Origin of the sequence: Arthrobacter sp. ERGS1:01, assembly GCF_001281315.1 — a bacterium.
Classification (GTDB): Bacteria; Actinomycetota; Actinomycetes; order Actinomycetales; family Micrococcaceae; genus Specibacter.
Genome location: NZ_CP012479.1, coordinates 634373 through 653740 on the forward strand (window position 1 = coordinate 634373; position 19368 = coordinate 653740).

Genomic DNA, 19368 nt, shown 5'->3' on the forward strand with positions numbered 1-19368 from the left:
TGCCGCATGGACGCAGACGTACTGATCATTGGCGGCGGCATCGCCGGGCTGTCCCTGGCCTGGCGGCTTGCCCCGGCCCTGGACGTGGTGCTGGTCGAGGCCGAACCCACCCTGGCGTTCCACAGTTCCTCGCGCTCCGCCCGGCAGATGCAGCCCAGCTATGGCCCGGCGCCCATCCAGGAACTGACGCGGCGCAGCATTTCCATGGTGGAGGAGATCTCCGCCGGCCTTCCGGCCCCCATTTTGATGCCACGCCCGCTGCTCACCCTGGGGTCCGCCGCCGAGGTCCGCTCGCTGGTGGCCGGCAACGCCAACCTGGCGTTCCTTGACCGCACCGAAACCATGAGGCTGGCTCCAGATCTGCGCCCGGACGGCTTTGCGGCCGCGGCACTGGATGCCACGGCCATGGAGGTGGACGTCCCCGCACTCCTGGAGTTCTACCGCAGCGAGGCGGTGGCGGCCGGCGCCGTGATCCTGAGCGGTGCTCCCGTGAATATCGTGGAGTCAGGCCCGGGCGCGGAAACCGTCACCGCCGGCGGGCACACGATCACCGCGGGGACAGTGGTCAACGCCGCGGGTGCCTGGGCGGACAAAGTGGCCGGGCTGTTTGGCGTCCGGCCGCGCGGGCTGGTGCCGCACCGGCGCAGCGTGGCCATTGTTTCCACTCGGGAGCCGGTCAACCCGCGCGGGCCCATGGTGGAGCCCGCCGATGAATCCTTTTATTACCGGCCCGACGGCGCCCGGCTGCTGATCTCCCCGTGCGAGTCCGTCCCCGCCGAGCCGGGCAACGCGCAGGTGGTCGACGCCGACATCGCCGAACTGATCCACCGCATTGACGCCGTCACCACCCTGGGGATCACCGGCGTCGAACGCGCCTGGACCGGGCTGCGCACCCAGCCGGCGGACGGCCTGCCCGTGGTGGGCTTTGACACGGAGCTGCCGAACTTCTTCTGGCTGGCGGGCCAGGGCGGCTACGGCATCCAAACTTCTGCGGCGCTGTCCGCGCTGGCGGCGGGCCTGCTCACGGACACGCTTCCCGAGGGCGATGCCGGGCTGGCCGCCGCGCTGAGCCCCCAGCGGCCGGGTTTGTAGCACGAGTCCTGCGCTGGGTTCCACGCCAATTTTGTGCCACTTTCACAGTGGCGCAAGGTTGCCGACAAACTCCGCGCAGGCCTGATGTGGATGGCTAGCTGGTGGCGCCCGAGGCCATGACACCGGCGCCGAGGACGGCCAGGAAGCCGCTGCTGATGCGTTCGATCATGGTGTTGACCTTGGGCTTGCGCAGCCACTTCATGGCCTTGTACGCAACGAACGCAATGATGGTCAGGTACAGCGTGCCGATCACGGCCAGGGTCAGGCCCAGGATCATGGCCGTGCCCAGGGTGTTGCCGCCGTGCGGAATGAACTGCGGCACCACGGCCAGGTAGAACAAGCCAACCTTGGGGTTGAGCAGCGTGGACAGCAGGCCCGAACCAAATGCGGCGCGCATGCTGTAGCGCAGCGGTGCCGGGCCGGCCGGACCGGCGCCCAGGCCCGCCTTCGCGGCCTTGCGGGCCTTCACGAACGAGGAGATGCCCAGGTACAGCAGGTAGAGCCCGCCGGCAATCTTCAACCAGCGGAACACCTCGGCGGACTGTTCCAGGATGGCGGCCAGGCCAAAGCCCACCAGCGCACCCCACACGAGTGCGCCCACGCCCGAGCCCGTCGCCGCGGCAACGCCGGCACGGGCGCGGTTCAGTGAAATGCGCAGCACCAGGAAGGTGTCGGGGCCGGGAATCAGGGCAAGCATGAGGCACAGGCCGGCAAAGCCCACCAGGGAAACAACAGTCATGCCTACCATTCTCCGGCCTGACGGTCACTGGCGGCAAGCTGAGGCGGGTTCCGGGGTCTGCCATGCCAGACGCGTTCCGAGCGCGGGCCGCGGACCGGGCCGGCCGGCGTCGTACGCTGGGGGTATGAGCGAACTGATCACCAACATCGGCGAATTGATGACCCAGGACAGCGAACAGGGCACACGGCGCAACGCGGCCGTGGTGCTGGAGGGCGAGCGGATCGCCTGGATTGGCGACGCCGTCCACGCGCCGGCCGCGGACACCGTCACCGACGCGCAGGGCCGGGCCATGCTGCCGGGCTGGGTCGATTCCCACACACACCTGATCTTTGCCGGTGACAGGACGGCCGAATTCGAGGCCCGCATGGCGGGGGAGAGCTACTCGGCCGGCGGCATCGCGGTATCCGTGGACGCCACCCGGGCCGCGGACGACTTTGAGCTGACCCGCCTGGCCCTGGGCCGGGTGGCCGAGGCCGTCTCACAGGGCACCACGTACCTGGAGACCAAAACCGGCTACGGGCTGGACGTGGCGCAGGAGGCCCGCAGCGCCCGGATCGCCTCCACCATCGCCGACGAGGTCACGTTCCTGGGCGCCCACCTGGTCCCCGCCGGTTCGGACCCGGATGCCTACACGGAACTGGTGTGCGGCCCCATGCTCGACGCCGTGCGGCCCTACGCCACGTGGGCCGACGTCTTCTGCGAGACCGGCGCGTTCACGCCAGAGCAGTCCCGCCGCGTGTTGGCCGCCTGCCGCGACGCCGGCCTGGGGTTGCGCGTGCACGGCAACCAGCTGGGCCCGGGCGCCGGGGTTGCCCTCGCGGTGGAGTTCGCCGCCGCCAGCGTTGACCACGTGAATTTCCTTGCGGACACCGATGTGGAGCTCCTCGCGCAGTCCTGGTCCGGCTGGGATCCGGCGGCCGGGACGGGGGAGCGGGGCACCGTCGCCACGGTGCTGCCGGCCTGTGATCTGTCCACCCGCCAGCCGCTGGCTCCCGCGCGCAGGCTGCTCGACGCCGGAGTGCAGCTGGCCATCGCCTCCAACTGCAACCCGGGGACGTCGTACACGTCGTCGGTGGCATATTGCGTCACGACGGCCGTGCTGCAGATGGGCCTTTCGGTGCATGAGGCGGTGCGCGCGGCCACCTGGGGCGGGGCGCTGGCCCTGCACCGGGAACGCGGCGTTGACGAGGACGGAAAGCGCGCCGTGGGGTCCATCGCCGTCGGGCACCGGGCCGATCTGCACATGCTCAAGGCCCCGTCCGCCACGCACCTGGCCTACCGCCCCGGCATCCCGCTGACCCACGCCGTGTGGCGGGCGGGCGTCAGGGCGGTCTAGGCAACGCCCCCAATAATTCTTCTCGCAACGCGGAAAGGGCGCTGCGCCCGGGAAATTCCCGGACGCAGCGCCCTTTTTGTTGCTCGTTGCCGCTAAGGCCTAGCCGTGGCTGCGCCGGCGGCGGACCAGCATGGTGGCCGCACCGCCAAACAGTGCCAGCAGTGCGAGGCCGAGGATCGGCAGGACCGCGTTGGCGCCCGTGTTGGGCAGCTCGTCCGTACCCGTGCCGTTGTCCGCCGGTGCGCTCGTGGCCGGAGCCGACGAACCCGTGGCCGTGGCGGAGGCGGACGGCGAGGCCGACGGCGTCGTGCCGGGCGTGGTGGTGGCGCTCGGCGTGGCGCTCGGCGTGGCGGTGGGCGTCGGGTCCGTGGGCGGATCCGTGGGTTCAACGGTTGCCTTTGCGACCGTCACGGCCAGCGAACCGGTGGAGTCCGTGCCGTTGGCATCCGTACCGTACACAGCGATCCGGTGGTCGCCGGCGGGCGTGTTGGCCGGGATGGTGACCGCCAGCGTCGCAACGCCGGCGGCGTTGGCCTTGGCCGTGCCCAGAACCACCGGGGTGGAGTGCAGCTCGACGCGGAGCGTGGAGCCGGGTGCCAGGTTCGGCACCGTGATGGTGAGCTTGCCGCCGGCCGTCAGGGAATCCGACGGCACGTTCAGCGACGGCACCAGCGGCACCGGGTTGGGCTCGCCCGGGTCAACCGCTGCCGCCTTGACGACGACGTTGGTCGAGCCCGTGGCGGCCAGGCCGTTGGAACCGGTTCCGGAGGCGGACAGTGCCGCGTTTCCGGTGGCCGTGCCGGCGGCCGGGGTCACCTTGAAGGTGGCAACGCCGTTCGCATCGGCGGTGGCCTTGCCCAGCTCCTTGCCGGCCAGGGCCAGGGTGGCCTGCGCGCCGGCCTTGAGCTTGCCCACCGTGACGGTGGACTCGGTGCCGATCTGCAGCTCGCCGCCGGCAACGGCAACCGTGAGGTCAACCGGAACGGGCTTCTGGGTCACCGTCACCGTGATGGTGCCGGTGGCCGCCTTGCCGTTCTTGTCGGTTCCCGCGACAACCAGGGCGGCGGCGCCGGCCTTGGCGTCGGCCGGAACCGCCAGCGAGAAGGTGGCCACGCCGGCGGCATCGGCAACGGCCGTGACGGCCGTGCCGTCAGCCAACTTCAGCGAAGCGGAGGAGCCGGCCTGCAATTCGGCCACCGTCACCTTGTGCGTGGAACCCTGCTCGAGCGCGTTGCCGCCCTCGACCACGGGTGCCAGCGTCAGGGCCGGCACCTCGGTGCCGCAGCTGAACTTGGCGTCGGCCCAGTCGGCCCACTCGTCACCGTTCTTGCCGTCAACGAGGATCTTTGCCGCGTTCAGGTCGATGTAGTTGACGCCCTTGACGTCCACGGTGAACAGGTACAGCGGGCTGTCCACGGTCAGCTGCGGCGAGGTGGCGAGCACCTTGCCGTCGCCCACCACGGTGAACACCACGTTGCCGCGGTGCGCCTTGGACAGCTTTGCGTCGTCGATGCCGACGGCGGCCGTGAACGTGGTGCATGCCCCGCCCAGGTAGTAGCTGATGGCGGAGTCGGCGTGCACGCCCAGGCCCTTGGCGTAAGCCTTGCCCTTGAGCGTCAGGGCGCTGCCGTCGCCGGCGGCATCCTCGCCGTTGTTCATGTCCTTCTCCACCGGGCCCCACTCGTTGACGGGGGTGCCGACGAACGGCAGGTCACTGGCGAAGCTGTCCTTGGTTGGTGCCGGCGGCGGGGTGCCGACGGTCGTGATGGCGACGGAGCCCGTGGCTGCCTTGCCGTTGGAGTCGGTGCCGGCGACCGTGATGGTCCCGGCGCCCACGGCGGCGTCGGCGGCAACCTTGTAGCTGTACGTCGCAACGCCGGAAGCGTTGGCCGTGGCCGTGCCGAGGACCTTGGCGCCCAGCGAGAACGTGGCGTCGGTGCCGGCCTTCAGCTCACCCACGGTGACCGTGTAGCTCTTGCCCTGTTCCAGCGGCCCGCCCGGGTTGACCACGGGGGCCAGCACGAGTGCGGGGGCGTCGTTGGAGCAGATGAACTTCGCGTCGGCCCAGTCGGACCAGTCGTTGCCGTTGGAGCCGTTGGGGTCGACGTTCAAGGTCACGTACTTGGCGCCGTTGAGCGGCACGTTGATCGGAACCGCGGCGCTGGCGCCGGTCAGGACGCCGGAGTTGTAGAGTTCCGCGCCGTTGTCGCCGAGGACCGTGAAGATGACCGAGCCCTTGGTGCCCTGGAAGTCGTCAATGCCGATGACGGCCGTGAACGCCTTGCACTGCGCCCCCACGAAGTACTTGACGGTGGAGAGCGCGTGGACGCCCAGGCCCTTGGCGTAGACCTTGCCGTCAACGGTAAGGGGAGGGCCGTCGTTGGCGCCCTGTTCGCCGTTGGCGACGTCCTTTTCGGCCGGGCCCCAACCGTTGGCGGGGGTGCCGATCCACTGCATGTCGGACGCGAAGGTGTCCGCGGTGGGCGGGTGCGGCAGCGTGTAGACGCCCAGCGTCGTCACGGCGCTGCGTGCGCCGATCGGGTCAACCGTGGTGGTGTAGGCCAGGTTTGCGGTGATGTCGTAGTTGCCGTCGGCGGCTGCCGGGGGGCGTACGGTCCAGGTGGTGACCAGCTTGGCGCCCGCGGCCAGCGTTGCCGCCGTGGCGGGGGTGGTGGCCGTTGCCGTCCAGCCGGCGGGCACCGTCAGCTTCACTGCGACGTCCTTCACGGCTGCCGGCTCGTTGGAGGTCAGCGTCGTGGTGAACGTGTTGTCGGTGTTCTGCTCGATGATCGCGCCGGTCTGTGCCAGCGAAAGCTGGGCGCAGGCCGGGGTCTTGGTGGACGTGCCGAGGTCGCGGATCAGGACGTTGTCGACGGAGACGTCGGCGGCTGCCGAACCGTTGCGCAGCAGGCCCACATAGCTGTCGCCGCAGGCGCTGGCCGTGAAGTTCTGCACCCAGCGGGTGTTGGAGGTTGCCACCGGGAGCGCCTTGGCTTCGGTCTGTACGGCACCGGTGGCGCTGTCGTAGCCGCCCACCCAGGAGTACTCGTTGGCCTTGGAGCTTTGGTAGTCGAAGGAGACCTCGTAGTCGTGCCCGGCCTTGAACGGCATGGTGGACATGGTGGTGCGGTAGACGAGGCCGGTGTTCTCCTCGTGGGACTTCAGCGAGAACTGGCCGGCCAGGACGTCGTCGACGGTCTTGGGCGTGATGGTGCCGCCCACGGAGGGGCCGTACTTGCTGCCCTTTTGCGTGTAGGGATCGTGCCGCGGCGCGAGGTGCGTGCGCGGGTCGGTGACGCCGCCGGCGTCGCCCTTCACGAACGGGCCCCAGCCCTGGTCGACATTCTCGAAGTCCTCGGCCAGCACGACGCCGGACGGGTTGGTTGGGGTGACATCGGCGGCCGTGACGTGCGCGGTCTTGACCACGCGGACGTCGTCGATCTTGACCACGGTGTCGCCTGCGGGGGCGGAGATGGTCAGGGTCGGCTTGTCGCCGTCGTTCTTGACATCCACCAGCACGCTCACGCGCTGGGTGAAGGTGTTGTTCTTCTGGTCCGCACCCACGGTGTTCAGCAGGGGCGAGGAGGAGATGGTGTTGCTGACCGCCGGGGAGCCGGAGACCGTGGCGCTCAGGGTGGTGGCGCGCTTCTTCAATGCCGCCGTCTTGGCGCGGTCCGGGTCGATGCCGATCCAGGCGCTCACGGAGTAGGTGCCCTTCTTCAGGGCCCCGAGCTGCTGCGAGATGCCGGAGGCGGACGTGCCGAGCTGCGCCGAGGTCAGGCCCTTGGCGGAGGTGGCCAGGGTGGCCCCGCCCTGCGGGTTCCAGGCGGCCAGGGTGCCGGAGTTGAAGCCGGGGTCCGTGACGGGGCTGCCCTCGCCCCAGACGGTCGACGCCGGAACGGTGGTCACTGCCGATACCGCCGGCACGGTGGCCAGGGGAGTGGTGGGAACCAGCACGTAAGCCGTGTTGGCCTCCGGGGACAGCGTGACCGCCTTGTTGGCGACGGCGACGTCCTTGACGAAGGTGCGGCCCTGGTCCGTGAGCTTGTAGAGCTTCAGGGTGGTCTGGTTCGCAAACGCTGGCGTCAGCGTCCAGGTCTGGGTGCCGCCGGCCGCGCTGTAGTTGTACAGCTTGGTCTGCGTGGTGTCGTTCTTGGCGTCCTTGCCGAACTCGACGGGGGAGCTCGACCACGGCAGCAGGTAGTCGTGGCCGCGCAGTACGTCCACGCCGTCCTGGGTGATCACGCGGTTATCCAGCGAGGTGCCGGTGATCTTCAGGTTGTTCTCCAGCGTGATCGCCGCCGGCGTCCACGTCTTGATTTCCTGCTGCTGGACGAACTTGGCCGGGACGTTGTTGTCCCACACGTTCTTCAGGAACGCGTTGTAGTTGTTCTGCCCGGTCCAGCCTTCCCACTCAACGATGTGCGGGGTGCCCAGGCGGGGGTCCGGGTTCCAGGTGTCGCGCTGGGTGTTTTGGGCAAAGCGCAGGATCTGCGAGTTCCAGCCTTTGGTGTTTGAGCCGCCGTAGTTCTCATCCACGGCCCAGTGGGACCAGGTGTTGTTGCGGGGCATGGCCGCGGCAAACTCCGAGGCAACCGAGAAGCCGTTGGCGATGATGGAGTCCTGCAGCTTCTGGCCCACCCAGCCGGACTCGTAGTACACGTCGATGTAGTTGTTGGTCAGGTTGTCGTCCGTCTTGTCGGCAAGGGCCTTGATGCGGGCGGCCTGGGTGCCGGAGAGGACATCGGTGCGCTGGTCGATGCCGTAGGACTGTTCGAGCCAGTTCCAGCCGGCGCTCAGCGGGGTCTTCACGAACGAGTCGTTGAACGCCTTCGCCTCAGGGTACGCCTCGGTGTTGTTCATATGGACGCTGAACGTGGCGCCGTACGCCTTGGCCTGCTTGAGCAGCGTGTTCATGTCGTCCACGCCGCCGGCGCGCTGGTTGAAGTTGTCGCCGAAGTCGGTGTTGGCCGAGTCGTGGCCCTCGCTCGTGAAGCCCTTCAGGAGGGCCATCTGGCCCAGTCCGTCGGTGGCCAGCGAGATGTGCTTGACGTCGTCGAGCGTGCGCAGGAACGGGTTGGTGGCCTGGCTGGCGAAGTTGAACGGGATGTGCTGGACAACCCGGTTCTTCACGTCCTGCCAGCCGGCCGGCTTGATCTCGATGTCGCGGGAGGCGACGGCGCCGTCCTGCCAGTCGACGGTGCCGTCGGCGTTGGCGTCGCCGGTGATGACCACCTTGGCCATGGGCAGGGCTTCGGTCTGCTTGTCGGCGGCACCCTTGGCGCGGTACAGCCAGGCGCCGGAGGAGATGCCCGTCTTCTTCCCGGCGCCGTCGGTCTTGACCTGGCGCCAGAAGCGGCCCCGGTCGCTGGAGGCGAGGGTGTTGTCGGCGGCCGAGATGGCGCCGTCGTACAGGGAGTTGCTCTCAAAGCCGGCCGCGAGCTGGTCGGTGGAGGCGATGGCCACCATGGACGTCTTGGCTGCGGCGTCGACGGCGGTGGCCGCCGTGATGGGGGTGAAGGTGTCGCCCGTGACGGCACGGTCAACGGAGACCACGGCCGAGGCCACGGAGGCGCCCGGCTCGGAGGAGGAGACCGTGACCAGGTCCTGGTCCATGATCTGGAGCGTGGAGACCCGGGCGGTGCCGGCTTCCTTGATCTCCGTGACATTGAACGAGAGCACGTTCTTCTCCACGGACAGCCGGGCCTTCAGGCTCACGCCGTCCAGGCCGGGCACCGCGATGTTGTAGTCGATGGACTTGCCGTCGGGGTTCACGACGGAGGTGACGGTGACGTTCTGGTCGGTGCCGTTAATGCGCAGCTTGGTGGCGACGGCGGTGGCGCCGGTCATGGTCTTGGTGCCCAGCGTGTAGCGCAAGGCCTGGGGGAAGGCGGTGGAGACCTGCACGGACATGGTGCCGGAGTCGATCACCGCCGCCGTTGGGTCGGCCGCGAGGGCGGGTGCAGCCGCGGCGATGGGTACTATGGCGCCGGCCATGACGGCTCCGGCGATCCCCATCCCCAGCCATCTGCGTTGGTGTCGTGCGAGTGACATCAAGAGCTCCTTGAACAACTTTGTTTTAGGGTGCGGGCCGCGTTCCTGCCCGCTCGAAAAGGTCCAGCTGAATGCAGTGACAACAGGTGACTTTGAGGTACATCACACTGTTATCGATAACATCGTTTTATTATTGCCTTTTCGTGATTCGGATTACAAGTCCCGGGCGTCCATTCGACGAGCGGCCGTGACAAAAATCAATTAGTGATTGATTCTGACGTTTTGGGGGTGCAATCAATCAATTGGTGATATAGTTGGGTCAACGATGCACAACCCCTCCGGTCCTCGATGTGAGCCACGCGGCGGGCATGAAACAAGGAGAATCCCCAGCATGACTGAATTTGCGCCCAGCGAACTTGGCCCCTTCATGGATGCCGAACTGACCAGCCAGCCCGAGGTGTGGGCCCAGGCCATCGCCCAGGCCAAGAGCGAAAACCTGCTCCCGGCCGACGGCCTGCGCGTCGCCGTCATCGGTTGCGGCACGTCCTGGTTCATGGCGCAGAGCTACGCCACCGCCCGTGAAGGCGCCGGCAAGGGCGTCACCGACGCTTTCGCCGCCTCCGAATCCTTCCTGGGCGCCGAGCGCGGCTACGACGCGGTCGTCGCCATCACCCGCTCCGGCACCACCACCGAGGTGCTCGAAGTCCTCACCGCCATCAAGGGCACCGTCCCCACCGTGGCCCTCGTCGGCGACGTCACCTCGCCGATCATGGTGCTGGCCGACGCCGTCGTCGAACTTCCCTACGCCGACGAGCAGTCAGTGGTCCAGACCCGCTTCGCCACCACCGCCCTGGCCTACCTGCTCACGAGCGTCGGCGTGGACCTTACCGCCGCCGTCGAGGACGCCAAGAGCGCCGTCACCGCCCCCGTGGAGCAGGAACTGATCGACGCCGAACAGTTCACCTTCCTGGGCACCGGCTGGACCGTGGGCCTGGCCCACGAAGCCGGGCTGAAGATGCGCGAAGCCGTGCAGGGCTGGACCGAGTCCTACCCGGCCAAGGAATACCGCCACGGCCCGATCTCCATCGCCGCCCCGAACCGCGTCACGTGGATGTTCGGCGAGCAGCCCGAGGGCCTGGACGCCGACGTCGCCAAGACCGGTGCGCTCTACATCAACACCACCGTCCACCCGTTGGCCGAGCTGGCCCGCGTGCACCGCGTCACCCTGGAACGTGCCCGCGCCCGCGGAATGAACCCGGACCTGCCGCGCAACCTGACCCGCTCGGTCATCCTCGCGGACTGACGATCCGGTAGGGCGGCCACTGGCTAAGATGTTAGGCACCCCACGAAACCGGTGGGGTGCCTGACTTTTCTTCCGTACACGCTGCGTTGGCGGCAACCTCCTGCGAAAGTACCCAATCTTCATGAACTCTTCCACGCCCGGCCAGGTCCTCCCCGGCGCCACGTCCACTGCCCCCGAGACCGCCGGCGCCGTCCTGGCGTTCGACGTCGGAGGCACCGACATGAAGGTGGGCATCATCTGCGGCGAACCCACCGCCGACGGTGCGCAGCTGAGCGACCTCCAACGCCACCCCACACCGCTCGACGGCGAACGCTCCGGCGACACCGTCTGCGCACGGATCGTGGAACTGACCCGCGACTACCAGGCCCGCCACCCCGAGCTGGCCATCTCCGCCGTGGGCGTGACCGTCCCGGGAATCGTCGATGAAGTCAACGGCGTGGGCGTCTTCTCCGCCAACCTTGGCTGGCGCGACTACCCGTTCACGGCAACCCTGACGGAGGCACTGGGCCTGCCCGTCGCCTTCGGCCACGACGTATCCATGGCCGGCGAGGCCGAGTTCCGCATCGGAGCCGCCGTCGGCAAACGCGATGTGCTGATCCTGGTTATCGGCACCGGAATCGCCGGCGCCGTGCTGTGCGACGGCAGCCGGGTGGCCGGCGACGGCTACGCCGGCGAAATTGGCCACGCCATGGTCCCCGCCCCCGACGGCGGCCTGGCAATCCTCGAATCGATCGGCTCCGCCGGTGCCATCGCCCGCCGCTACGCCGAAGCCGCCGGCCAGCCGGTGGACGGCGCGCGCACGGTGCTGGCCCGGGCCGGGGCCGGCGACGCCGCCGCCCGGCAGGTGTGGGACGACGCCGTCAACGCGCTGGCCTTCAGCGTCGCCCAATGCGTGTCGATCCTCGGCACCGAAACCGTGGTCCTGGGCGGCGGGCTGTCCATGGCCGGGCCGGCGCTCTTTGAACCGCTCGCGGCCCGCGTCGATGCGCTGCTCTCCTTCCACCGCCGCCCGCAATTTGTCCATGCGGTGCTGGGCGAGAATGCCGGGCTCATCGGCTCCGCCCTGAAGGCACGCACCCTGATCGAACCGGCAACCGACCCCGCAAAGGCATCCTTGTGAACAATGTGGTCCTGACCGTCACGCCCAACCCCGCCGTTGACGTCACCTACACAGTGGATGGCGTGGAGCCGGGCGCCTCGCACCGCGTCCCCACCCCGTTGTACCGGGCCGGCGGCAAGGGCCTGAACGTCTCCCGTGTGGCCCACCAGCTTGGCTTCCCCACGCTGGCCGTCGCCACGGCCGGCGGGGCATCCGGCGTCCAGCTTCGCGAGGACCTGGATACGTCCGGGATCAGCCACCATCTGGTGGACGTGGCCGCGGCCACCCGCCGCACGATCGCCCTGGTGGACACCCGCAACGACACCACGAGCATCTTCAACGAAACCGGCCCCGCACTGGCCGACGCCGAATGGCGCGCCCTGACCGCCGCCGTCGTCGCCGGGCTGGGCACGGCAGGGGTCCTGGTCGGCTCGGGATCGCTGCCGCTGGAGGCCCCCGCCGACTTCTACCCGTCGCTGGTGGGGTTGGCGCACGACGCCGGTGTTCCGGCGATCATCGACACCTCCGGCAGCGGGATCCTGGCCGCCGCCCGGGCCGGGGCCGACCTGCTCAAACCCAACAACCACGAGCTCATGGAGGCGGTGGGGGAGAGCGACCTCGTCAGCGCCGCCCGCAAGCTCATGGCGCTCGGTGCCCGTCGCGTCCTGGTCAGCGTGGGTGAGGAAGGCATGCTGGCCTTCAGCGCCGACGCCCCCACCAGCTACATCCAGGCAAAGCTGCCGGCACCGCTGCGCGGCAACCCGACTGGTGCCGGCGACGCCGCGGTGAGTGCGGCCGCCGTCGCCCTCGCCCACGGCGAAACAGAGTTGCGCGAGATCCTGCGCCGGGCCACGGCCTGGAGCGCCGCCGCCGTGCTCATGCCCGGAGCCGGGGAAATTTCACCCCGCTTTGCCGAACTGGCCGAGCAACTGATCCTGACAGACCACTGACCCCACCTACCTTTAGGACGCACTTTCATGGCATTGACCAACACCCGCGACATCATGGACCTGGCCGCGAAGACCGGCACGGGCCAGGGCGCCTTCAACGTCATCCACCTGGAAACCATTGAAGGGCTCATCGGCGGGGCCGAAGCCGCCGGCCGCCCCGTGATCTTGCAGATTTCCGAGAACTGCGCCAAGTTCCACGGCGGCCTGGAGCCCGTGGCCCTGGCCACGCTGGCCGCCGCCCGCAAGGCCTCGGTACCGGTCGCCGTGCACCTTGACCACGCCGAGGACGAGGCCCTGGCCTACCAGGCAGTGGACCTGGGCTTTGGCTCGATCATGTACGACGGCGCCCACTTCGACTATGCAAAAAACGTCGAGGTGACGGCCCGCGTGGCCGCGTACGCGCACGAGCGCGGCGTCTACGTCGAGGCCGAATTGGGCAAGGTCGGCGGCAAGGACGGCGCCCACGCACCCGGCGTATTAACCGACCCGGCCGAGGCGGTTGCGTTTGTTGCCGCGACCGGCGTGGACGCCCTGGCCGTGGCCGTGGGCTCCTCGCACGCCATGACCGAACGCTCCGCCGCCCTGAACCTGGGCCGGATCGCGGAGCTGAAGGCCGCCCTGGACGTGCCGCTGGTGCTGCACGGCTCCTCCGGTGTATCGGATGAGAACATTGTGGCCGCCATCGCCGCGGGCATGACCAAGATCAACGTCTCCACCCACCTGAACGGCTTCTTCACCCGCGCCGTGCGTGAGTTCCTGGACGCCAACCCGGCCGTCGTGGATTCGCGCAAGTACCTCGGTGCAGGGCGCGCCGCCTTGGTGCCGGAAGTCTCCCGCCTGCTAGCTTTGTTTGCAGGCGTTGAAGCGGCGCGGAACTAAGGCTTCAGGGGGACGCCGCGCACAGATAATGCAGCTGTGCGCGGCGTCTCCCTTTGTTTAGTGCAGAATTATTTATTGACGAACTCTATGGGAGAGGTTTCATGAACCGGACCGAACGGTTGACAGCAATCCTGGACATCTTGGCCGGCGACGGGCAGGTCGACGTGGATGAGATTGTCGAAAAGCTCGGCGTCTCCCCGGCCACGGCACGGCGCGACCTGGATTCGCTGGCCAACGAGCGGCTGCTGACCCGAACCCGCGGCGGCGCCACCTCCGGGTTTGTCTCCTATGACCTCCCCGGCAGGTACAACCGCGACGACCATGCCGAGCAGAAGCACCAGATTGCCGTGGCCGCAAGCGAACTGATTCCCAAGGGCGCCGTGATCGGCCTGTGCGGCGGCACCACCAGTACGGCCCTGGCCCAGGTGCTCTCCACCCGTGAGGACCTGATGGAACAGTCCAACCGGCCCACGCTGACGGTGGTCACCAACGCCATCAACATCGCCGCGCAGCTGGCCATCCGGCCCAACTTCAAGATCATGGTCACCGGCGGCATCGTCAACCCGCGCTCCTATGAGCTGGTGGGACCGTACGCGGATTCCATCCTGCAAAAGGTGGCCCTGGACATTGCGTTCATTGGCGTCAACGGCATCGAGCCCGGCGCCGGCCCCACCATCAACGACGAGGGCGAGGCCTCGGTGAACTCGCGCATGGCCCGCCGCGCCTCCGAGGCCTACATGCTGGCGGATTCCTCGAAGATCGGCCAGCGCGCCTTCGCCACCATGGAGGACCACCGCTTCCACAAACTCATCACCGACTCCGGCATCACGGCCGATCAGTTGGCGGCGTTCAACGACGCCGGCACCGAGGTCATCGTCGCACCCGAGGTCTAAACGCAGCCAACCCGCAGTCGTCGTTGAAAGAACGTGGCTTTCAACGACGGCTGCGGGTCAGCTGTTTAAGCGGTCAGCCTAGGCGAAGAATTCCTTGCCGTAGTAGCTGCCGGCCTCCGGCAGGCCCGCAGGTACGGCGAATACGGCCGAGCCCACATGGCGGATGTACTCGTTGAGCCTGTCGGAGGAGCCGAGCTTGCGTTGGAGGGTGATGAACGATTCCGGGTCGTTCTGGAAGCTGAGGAACATGAGGCCCGCATCCAGCCGGCCCACGGAGTCCAGGCCGTCGGTGAAGTTGTAGCCGCGGCGCAGGATCTTCGTGCCGCCGTTGTTTTCATGGGCCGCCAGCGCAATGTGTGAATTCGGGGCGATGACGGGCGCGCCGGCGATCTTGGCATGGAAGTCGGGCACATCGTGTTCAGTCTTGCCGGACAGCGGGGCGCCTTCCTGCTTGGACCGGCCAAAGACGGTTTGCTGGTCGCCGATCGCGTCCTCGTCCCAGGTCTCGATGAGCATGTGGATCTTGCGGGCCACCATGTACGTGCCGCCGTTCATCCACTTCTGTCCGGCCTCCTCGCCCACCCACACGTGCTTGGCGAAGTCGTCCGGAGTGGTGATGTTGCGGGTGCCGTCCTTGAAGCCCATGAGGTTTCGCGGCGTCTTTTGATTGGCGCCGGCGGAGGCGCGCCCAAAGCCGAGCACGGTCCACTTGGTGGTGACCTGGCTGCGGGCCATCCGGGCCAGGTTGCGCACGGCATGGTAGGCCACCTGTGGATCGTTGGCGCAGGCCTGGATGCACAGGTCCCCGCCCGTGTAGGCGGGGTCGAGTGCCTCGCCGGCCATGGCGGGCAGCGTCGCAAAATTGGCGGGCTTGAACTTGCCCAGCCCAAACCTGTCATCAAAAAGCGAGGGTCCAAAGCCGAGCGTCAGCGTCAGCCCCTGGGTTCCCATCTCGAAGGCCTCGCCGGTGTCGACAGGCACGGCCATTTCGCGGGCCGGCTGGACCTTGCCCACGGGGCGCCCGGACGTCATCTCGGCCATGGCCGCCGACCACTTGGCCAGCACCAGCTGCAGGTCGGTGGGACTCGTGGTGCTCAGGTCGAAGGAGGTGAACACCAGGTGGTCCTGGGGCGGGGTGTCCACGCCGGCCTGGTGCGTGCCGTAGTACGGGTAGCTCAGGTTCGCGCTGGCTGCTGCGAGGCGTTCGACGTCGGCCGCTGGGTCGGGTGCCGGGCCGGCACCTGCCGCCGCGGTTGCGGCCAGGGCGCCCCCGGCCCCGACGATGAGGCCGCCGGCACCGGCAACGGCGGCCGTTCCGGCGCCGCCAAAGAAGCGGCGTCGGCTGAAGTTGCCGGAGGTTTCCGGCTCGTCGGGGCTGGAGTTCGTCATCAGACTGTAGCCACCTTTTCGGCGATCTTGGCCAGCGGGGCCTGCAGGGCCTGGATCAGCTGGGTGAGCTTGGGGGCATCGGCCGCCTTCAGTGCGGCGGTGTACGGCTTGTAGCCGCCGAGTGCGGACGGGTCGGCGTACGCTTCCATGGCCTTGTTGACGATGTCGAATTGCGCGGCGATGGACGCCGTCAGGGTCGGGTCGATCTTCACCAGGGCGGGCTTGAGGTACTCAAACGCCTGCTGGGAACCTTCAATATTGGCCACGAAGTCCACCAGGTCAAGCTTGGAGTAGGCTTCCTCCTCACCAGTGATCTTGGAGGACTGGACCTCCTCGAGCAGGCCGCTGGCGCCGTTGGCCAGTTCCTCGGGCTTGTAGCCGCCGTCCTTCTCCAGGCCGGTGGTCAGCGTCTTCAACTTTGCCACGTTCGTGACGATCCCGGCCGCGAGTTCCTTGGACTGGGCCGTGATGGCCTTGCTCGTGAAGAGGTCCTTCTCGAGCGGGTGGAAGCCGGTCCAGGGGGTGCCGGGGACGACGTCGGCCACGCGCAGGTCGAGCGCCGGGTCGAGGTCGGGGAAGCTTTCGGCCACGGGTTCGATCCGCTCGTAGAACGGGCGGGCCTCGGCGTAGGCCTTCTGGGCGGCGGTGACGTCGCCGGAGTCGACGGCGCTCTTCAGCACGGCCACGGCGGTCACGAGGGAGTCCACTTGGCCGGAAACGTACTTGGCGTAGCCCTCGGTGCCCTGCTTGAGCAGGTCACCCATGCCGCTCGTGGCACCGGCGGTGGTCCCGCCGGTGACGGTGAACGTCTGGTTCTCGGTGCCGGCGCCCGGGCAGTAGATCTGGTAGTCGCCGCCGTCGAGCGTGACGGTGAAGCTGACGGACTTCAGCCCGGGGATCACGTTTTCGCGCTCGCCCAGGATGCGCTGGTCGCTGAGCAGCTCCACCTCGCTGACACCGGCGGCGTCCTTGTTGGTGATGGTGAAGGTGGTGGGTCCGGCGGGGGCGGAGCTGTGGCTCGCAACGCAGCTGTCCTCGCCGTTGACGCTTTCAACGCTGATGGCCACCTGGGCGGCACCGTTGCTGACGGGGGCGGCGCCGCCGCCGGATCCGGTCGCAGCCGGGGAACCAGGGGTGGCCGCGCCGCCGCAGGCCGTCAGGGCCAGTGTCAGGATCGCGGTGCCGGCCAGCAATGCGGGGGGAAGGAAACGGCGCGTCGGGGTGGGGGCGTGCGAGGGCATGGGGGTCCTTAGGGAAGTGGTTCGGGAAGGTGCGGCGAAAGGATTGCGCGGCCGTTATGGGGAAGGTGCCGTGGCCAGAAGTTGGCGGCGGTTGCGCCGGCCCGCAAGGGCAAGCAGCAGCGCCGTCACGAGGCAGACGATGGGCAGGTAGACGCTCCACAGCACCACCTCGGCGGCGGCCGAATCATGTGCGGCCAGCTCGGCGGAGGCCTGGTCCACCTGGGAATTGGGCACCTGCCACGCGCCGGCGCCGGCCACCGCGATCGTGCGGGATGTGGAAAGCCCGCCGCCGCTGAGCGTCAGCGTGGCGCCGGAGGTGTTTTCGGCGTCGAGGATGGCGCCGTTGACGAGCCAGAGCGTGATGTCGCCCTTGTGGCTCCAGTTGGCGGCAAACGGGCCGGGGTTTTGAATCGAGCTGATGCCCACGGGCATGCGGCCGCCGTTGAGGCCGGCGAGGTCGTCCAGGGAGACCTTGGCGGGGTCGGCCTGGGCGGCGGGTGCCGGATCGGCGGTATAGACGTCGGCGAGCTGGCCGCCGTGGGTCGCGGTGCCCTGGCTGGTCAGCGGGTAGCGGGTCTCGGCGCCGCCGGATGCCGTGACAACAAGGGTCGGGGCGGAGCCCGTAACGACGTGGATGGTGCCGAACGGCTGCTCGGTGCCCGTGACCACGGTGGTGTTGCCGGCTGCGGACGGTGCTGCCGGAACGGACAGCGGTGCGGCGACGGCCAGGGCCACGGCGGCAACGCCAAGGGCTCCGGCGGCGGCAAACTGGATGCGGGGGAGGCGTGCGGCGGACGGCTTCCAACGCCGCGGCCACAGCACAAACACGAGCATGGGCACCAGGTACAGGCCCCAGCCAAGGACCTCAACGAGCCGGGGGTCGTTGGGGATGCCGAACACGCCGGTGAGGATGGCGGAGCGGGCGCTGCCGTTGGGTGCCAGCCAGGACAGGTTCACCGTGGCGTCCTGGCCAATGTTGAGCCAGCCGGCTTCGTGGGCGGTGCGCAGCGACTTCATGACCAGTCCGGCCGCCACGAACACCAGGAACGCGCCGGTGACGGTGAAGAACTTGGCCAGGTTGATCTTGATGGCCCCGCGGAACAGCAGGAAACCAATGCAGGAGGCGATGGCCAGGCCAATCACCGCGCCGCTGCCGGCGGCTACGGGGCTCAGCGAGGACTGGAACGCGGCCACCATGAACACGGCCGTCTCCACGCCTTCGCGCAGCACCGCCAGGAACGCCATGCCGGCCAGGGCCACCACGGAACCGCCCTTGAGCGCGGAGCCCGCGTGGGTTTCCAGCGCCGATTTCATGTTCCGGGAGTTCTTGCTCATCCACAGGATCATGAACGTCACGATAACCACGGCGGCAGCGCCAATGACCGTTTCCATGGCCTCTTGCTGTTGCTGGGGCAGGGCGGCCGAGACAATTTCCAAGGTGATGCCCACCGCCGCGCTCAGCAACACCGCCGCGCCGACACCAAACCACATGGGCTTGAGGGAAACTCCGTTGCGGCGCAGGAAAGCCGCAATCATGCCCACGATGAGTGCGGCCTCAAGGCCTTCTCGCAGGCCAATAACCAAGGTAGCTAGCACCTAAATACTCCGGCGTCCGTAGCGTTGACGGCAGGAGTCTGCCCCTGCCTTAGCCAAGGCTACCCTTGCCCGCGCCGATTTCGCGAATTAGGCCAACAAGTTGTGAGCTAATGACGAAGTATGGCGCCGGACCCAGTCCGGGCGGCTACCAGATGTGGTCGGGGGCGTCCATGACGGTCTTGGCCGGGTCGGCATCCGTCCACTGCTCGAACGGAATGTCCAGCGCATAGCGGCCCTCCCTGGTCACCAGCGCGCGGACCTCGGCGTTGCCGGGGTTGTTCAGCGACTCAAAATACTCCACCGACCAGTGGAACCAGCGCATGCAAAACAGCCGCATGGTCAGCCCGTGCGTCACCAGCAGTGTGTTGGGCGCGTAGTCCGGCTTGGACCAGTGCCGGTACAGGGTTTCCATGAACGAGGACACCCGGTCGTACACGTCCGAGCCGGATTCGCCCTCGCGGAAGCGGTAGAAGAAGTGTCCGTACGCGTTGCGGAGTTCCTTTTGGTCCGCGATCTCGGCCGGGTTTTGAAAATTTGCCCAGTCCTGTTCGCGCAGCCGGGGCTCCTCCATGACCCGGTCCACCAGGTCCTCGATACCCAACGCCTCCAGCGTTTGGTAGGCGCGCAGATAGGGGGAGACGTATACGCACACCTTTTGGCCGTCCAACTGGCGGCGGATCTTCTCGCCCGCCGCCTTCGCCTGGGCAATGCCCTGCTCCGTCAGCGGGATCCGGTAGTCGGGAATCCTGTTGTACAGGGTCTGGTCGAGATTGGCCGCGGACTGTCCGTGGCGGACCATGATGATCTGGCGAGGGGCGCTCATAGCCCTAGAGCCTATAGTCCCGCGGGCCCGCCAC

13 protein-coding genes are annotated in these 19368 nt (G+C 68.2%); 7 read left to right on the forward strand and 6 right to left on the reverse strand.

Annotated elements, in window-relative coordinates:
• Positions 1 to 6 precede the first annotated feature (6 nt).
• Positions 7 to 1092, forward strand: a complete 1086-nt coding sequence (locus tag AL755_RS06710) for an NAD(P)/FAD-dependent oxidoreductase (protein ID WP_054010345.1) — start codon at positions 7 to 9, stop codon at positions 1090 to 1092.
• Between the two features lie 94 nt (positions 1093 to 1186).
• Here the strand turns inward: AL755_RS06710 and AL755_RS06715 are convergent, their stop codons facing one another.
• Positions 1187 to 1831, reverse strand: coding sequence for a LysE family translocator (locus tag AL755_RS06715; RefSeq protein WP_054010346.1), 645 nt, complete (start codon positions 1829 to 1831; stop codon positions 1187 to 1189).
• 124 nt (positions 1832 to 1955) lie between these two features.
• Here AL755_RS06715 and AL755_RS06720 point away from each other — a divergent pair, with 124 nt between their 5' ends.
• Positions 1956 to 3167: an amidohydrolase family protein gene (locus tag AL755_RS06720; RefSeq protein ID WP_054010347.1), complete on the forward strand. Its 1212-nt coding sequence runs from the start codon at positions 1956 to 1958 to the stop codon at positions 3165 to 3167.
• Between the two features lie 99 nt (positions 3168 to 3266).
• On the opposite strand, the gene AL755_RS06725 is transcribed toward AL755_RS06720, so the two are convergent.
• Complete coding sequence (locus AL755_RS06725) at positions 3267 to 9221, reverse strand: endo-alpha-N-acetylgalactosaminidase family protein (protein WP_082368977.1); 5955 nt, start codon at positions 9219 to 9221, stop codon at positions 3267 to 3269.
• Between the two features lie 331 nt (positions 9222 to 9552).
• Here AL755_RS06725 and AL755_RS06730 point away from each other — a divergent pair, with 331 nt between their 5' ends.
• From AL755_RS06730 to AL755_RS06750, 5 genes are all read left to right on the forward strand, one after another.
• On the forward strand, positions 9553 to 10464 hold the full coding sequence (locus AL755_RS06730) for an SIS domain-containing protein (protein WP_054010349.1): 912 nt from the start codon (positions 9553 to 9555) through the stop codon (positions 10462 to 10464).
• A gap of 121 nt (positions 10465 to 10585) precedes the next feature.
• A complete protein-coding gene (locus AL755_RS06735) occupies positions 10586 to 11584 on the forward strand; it encodes an ROK family protein (protein WP_082368978.1) in 999 nt (332 codons plus the stop codon).
• A complete protein-coding gene (locus tag AL755_RS06740) occupies positions 11581 to 12513 on the forward strand; it encodes a 1-phosphofructokinase family hexose kinase (protein WP_445290495.1) in 933 nt (310 codons plus the stop codon). Before AL755_RS06735 ends, AL755_RS06740 begins: the two co-directional genes overlap by 4 nt.
• A 27-nt stretch (positions 12514 to 12540) precedes the next feature.
• Positions 12541 to 13392, forward strand: coding sequence for a class II fructose-bisphosphate aldolase (locus AL755_RS06745; protein WP_054010351.1), 852 nt, complete (start codon positions 12541 to 12543; stop codon positions 13390 to 13392).
• A gap of 101 nt (positions 13393 to 13493) precedes the next feature.
• Positions 13494 to 14285 (forward strand): DeoR/GlpR family DNA-binding transcription regulator, encoded by a 792-nt coding sequence (locus AL755_RS06750; protein WP_054010352.1) that lies wholly within the window; start codon positions 13494 to 13496, stop codon positions 14283 to 14285.
• A 78-nt stretch (positions 14286 to 14363) separates the two neighbouring features.
• On the opposite strand, the gene efeB is transcribed toward AL755_RS06750, so the two are convergent.
• The 4 genes from efeB to AL755_RS06770 form a co-directional block, all read right to left on the reverse strand.
• Entirely contained in the window at positions 14364 to 15674 is a 1311-nt protein-coding gene (gene efeB, locus AL755_RS06755; protein WP_054010353.1) for an iron uptake transporter deferrochelatase/peroxidase subunit, read from the reverse strand.
• Positions 15674 to 16915 carry an iron uptake system protein EfeO gene (gene efeO / locus AL755_RS06760; protein ID WP_054010354.1) on the reverse strand — a complete coding sequence of 414 codons (1242 nt, stop codon included), beginning with the start codon at positions 16913 to 16915 and terminating at the stop codon, positions 15674 to 15676. Before efeO ends, efeB begins: the two co-directional genes overlap by 1 nt.
• 54 nt (positions 16916 to 16969) lie before the next feature.
• Complete coding sequence (gene efeU, locus AL755_RS23675; RefSeq protein WP_237762617.1) at positions 16970 to 18499, reverse strand: iron uptake transporter permease EfeU; 1530 nt, start codon at positions 18497 to 18499, stop codon at positions 16970 to 16972.
• A gap of 157 nt (positions 18500 to 18656) precedes the next feature.
• Positions 18657 to 19334, reverse strand: coding sequence for a histidine phosphatase family protein (locus AL755_RS06770; RefSeq protein ID WP_054010355.1), 678 nt, complete (start codon positions 19332 to 19334; stop codon positions 18657 to 18659).
• Positions 19335 to 19368: the final 34 nt, after the last annotated feature.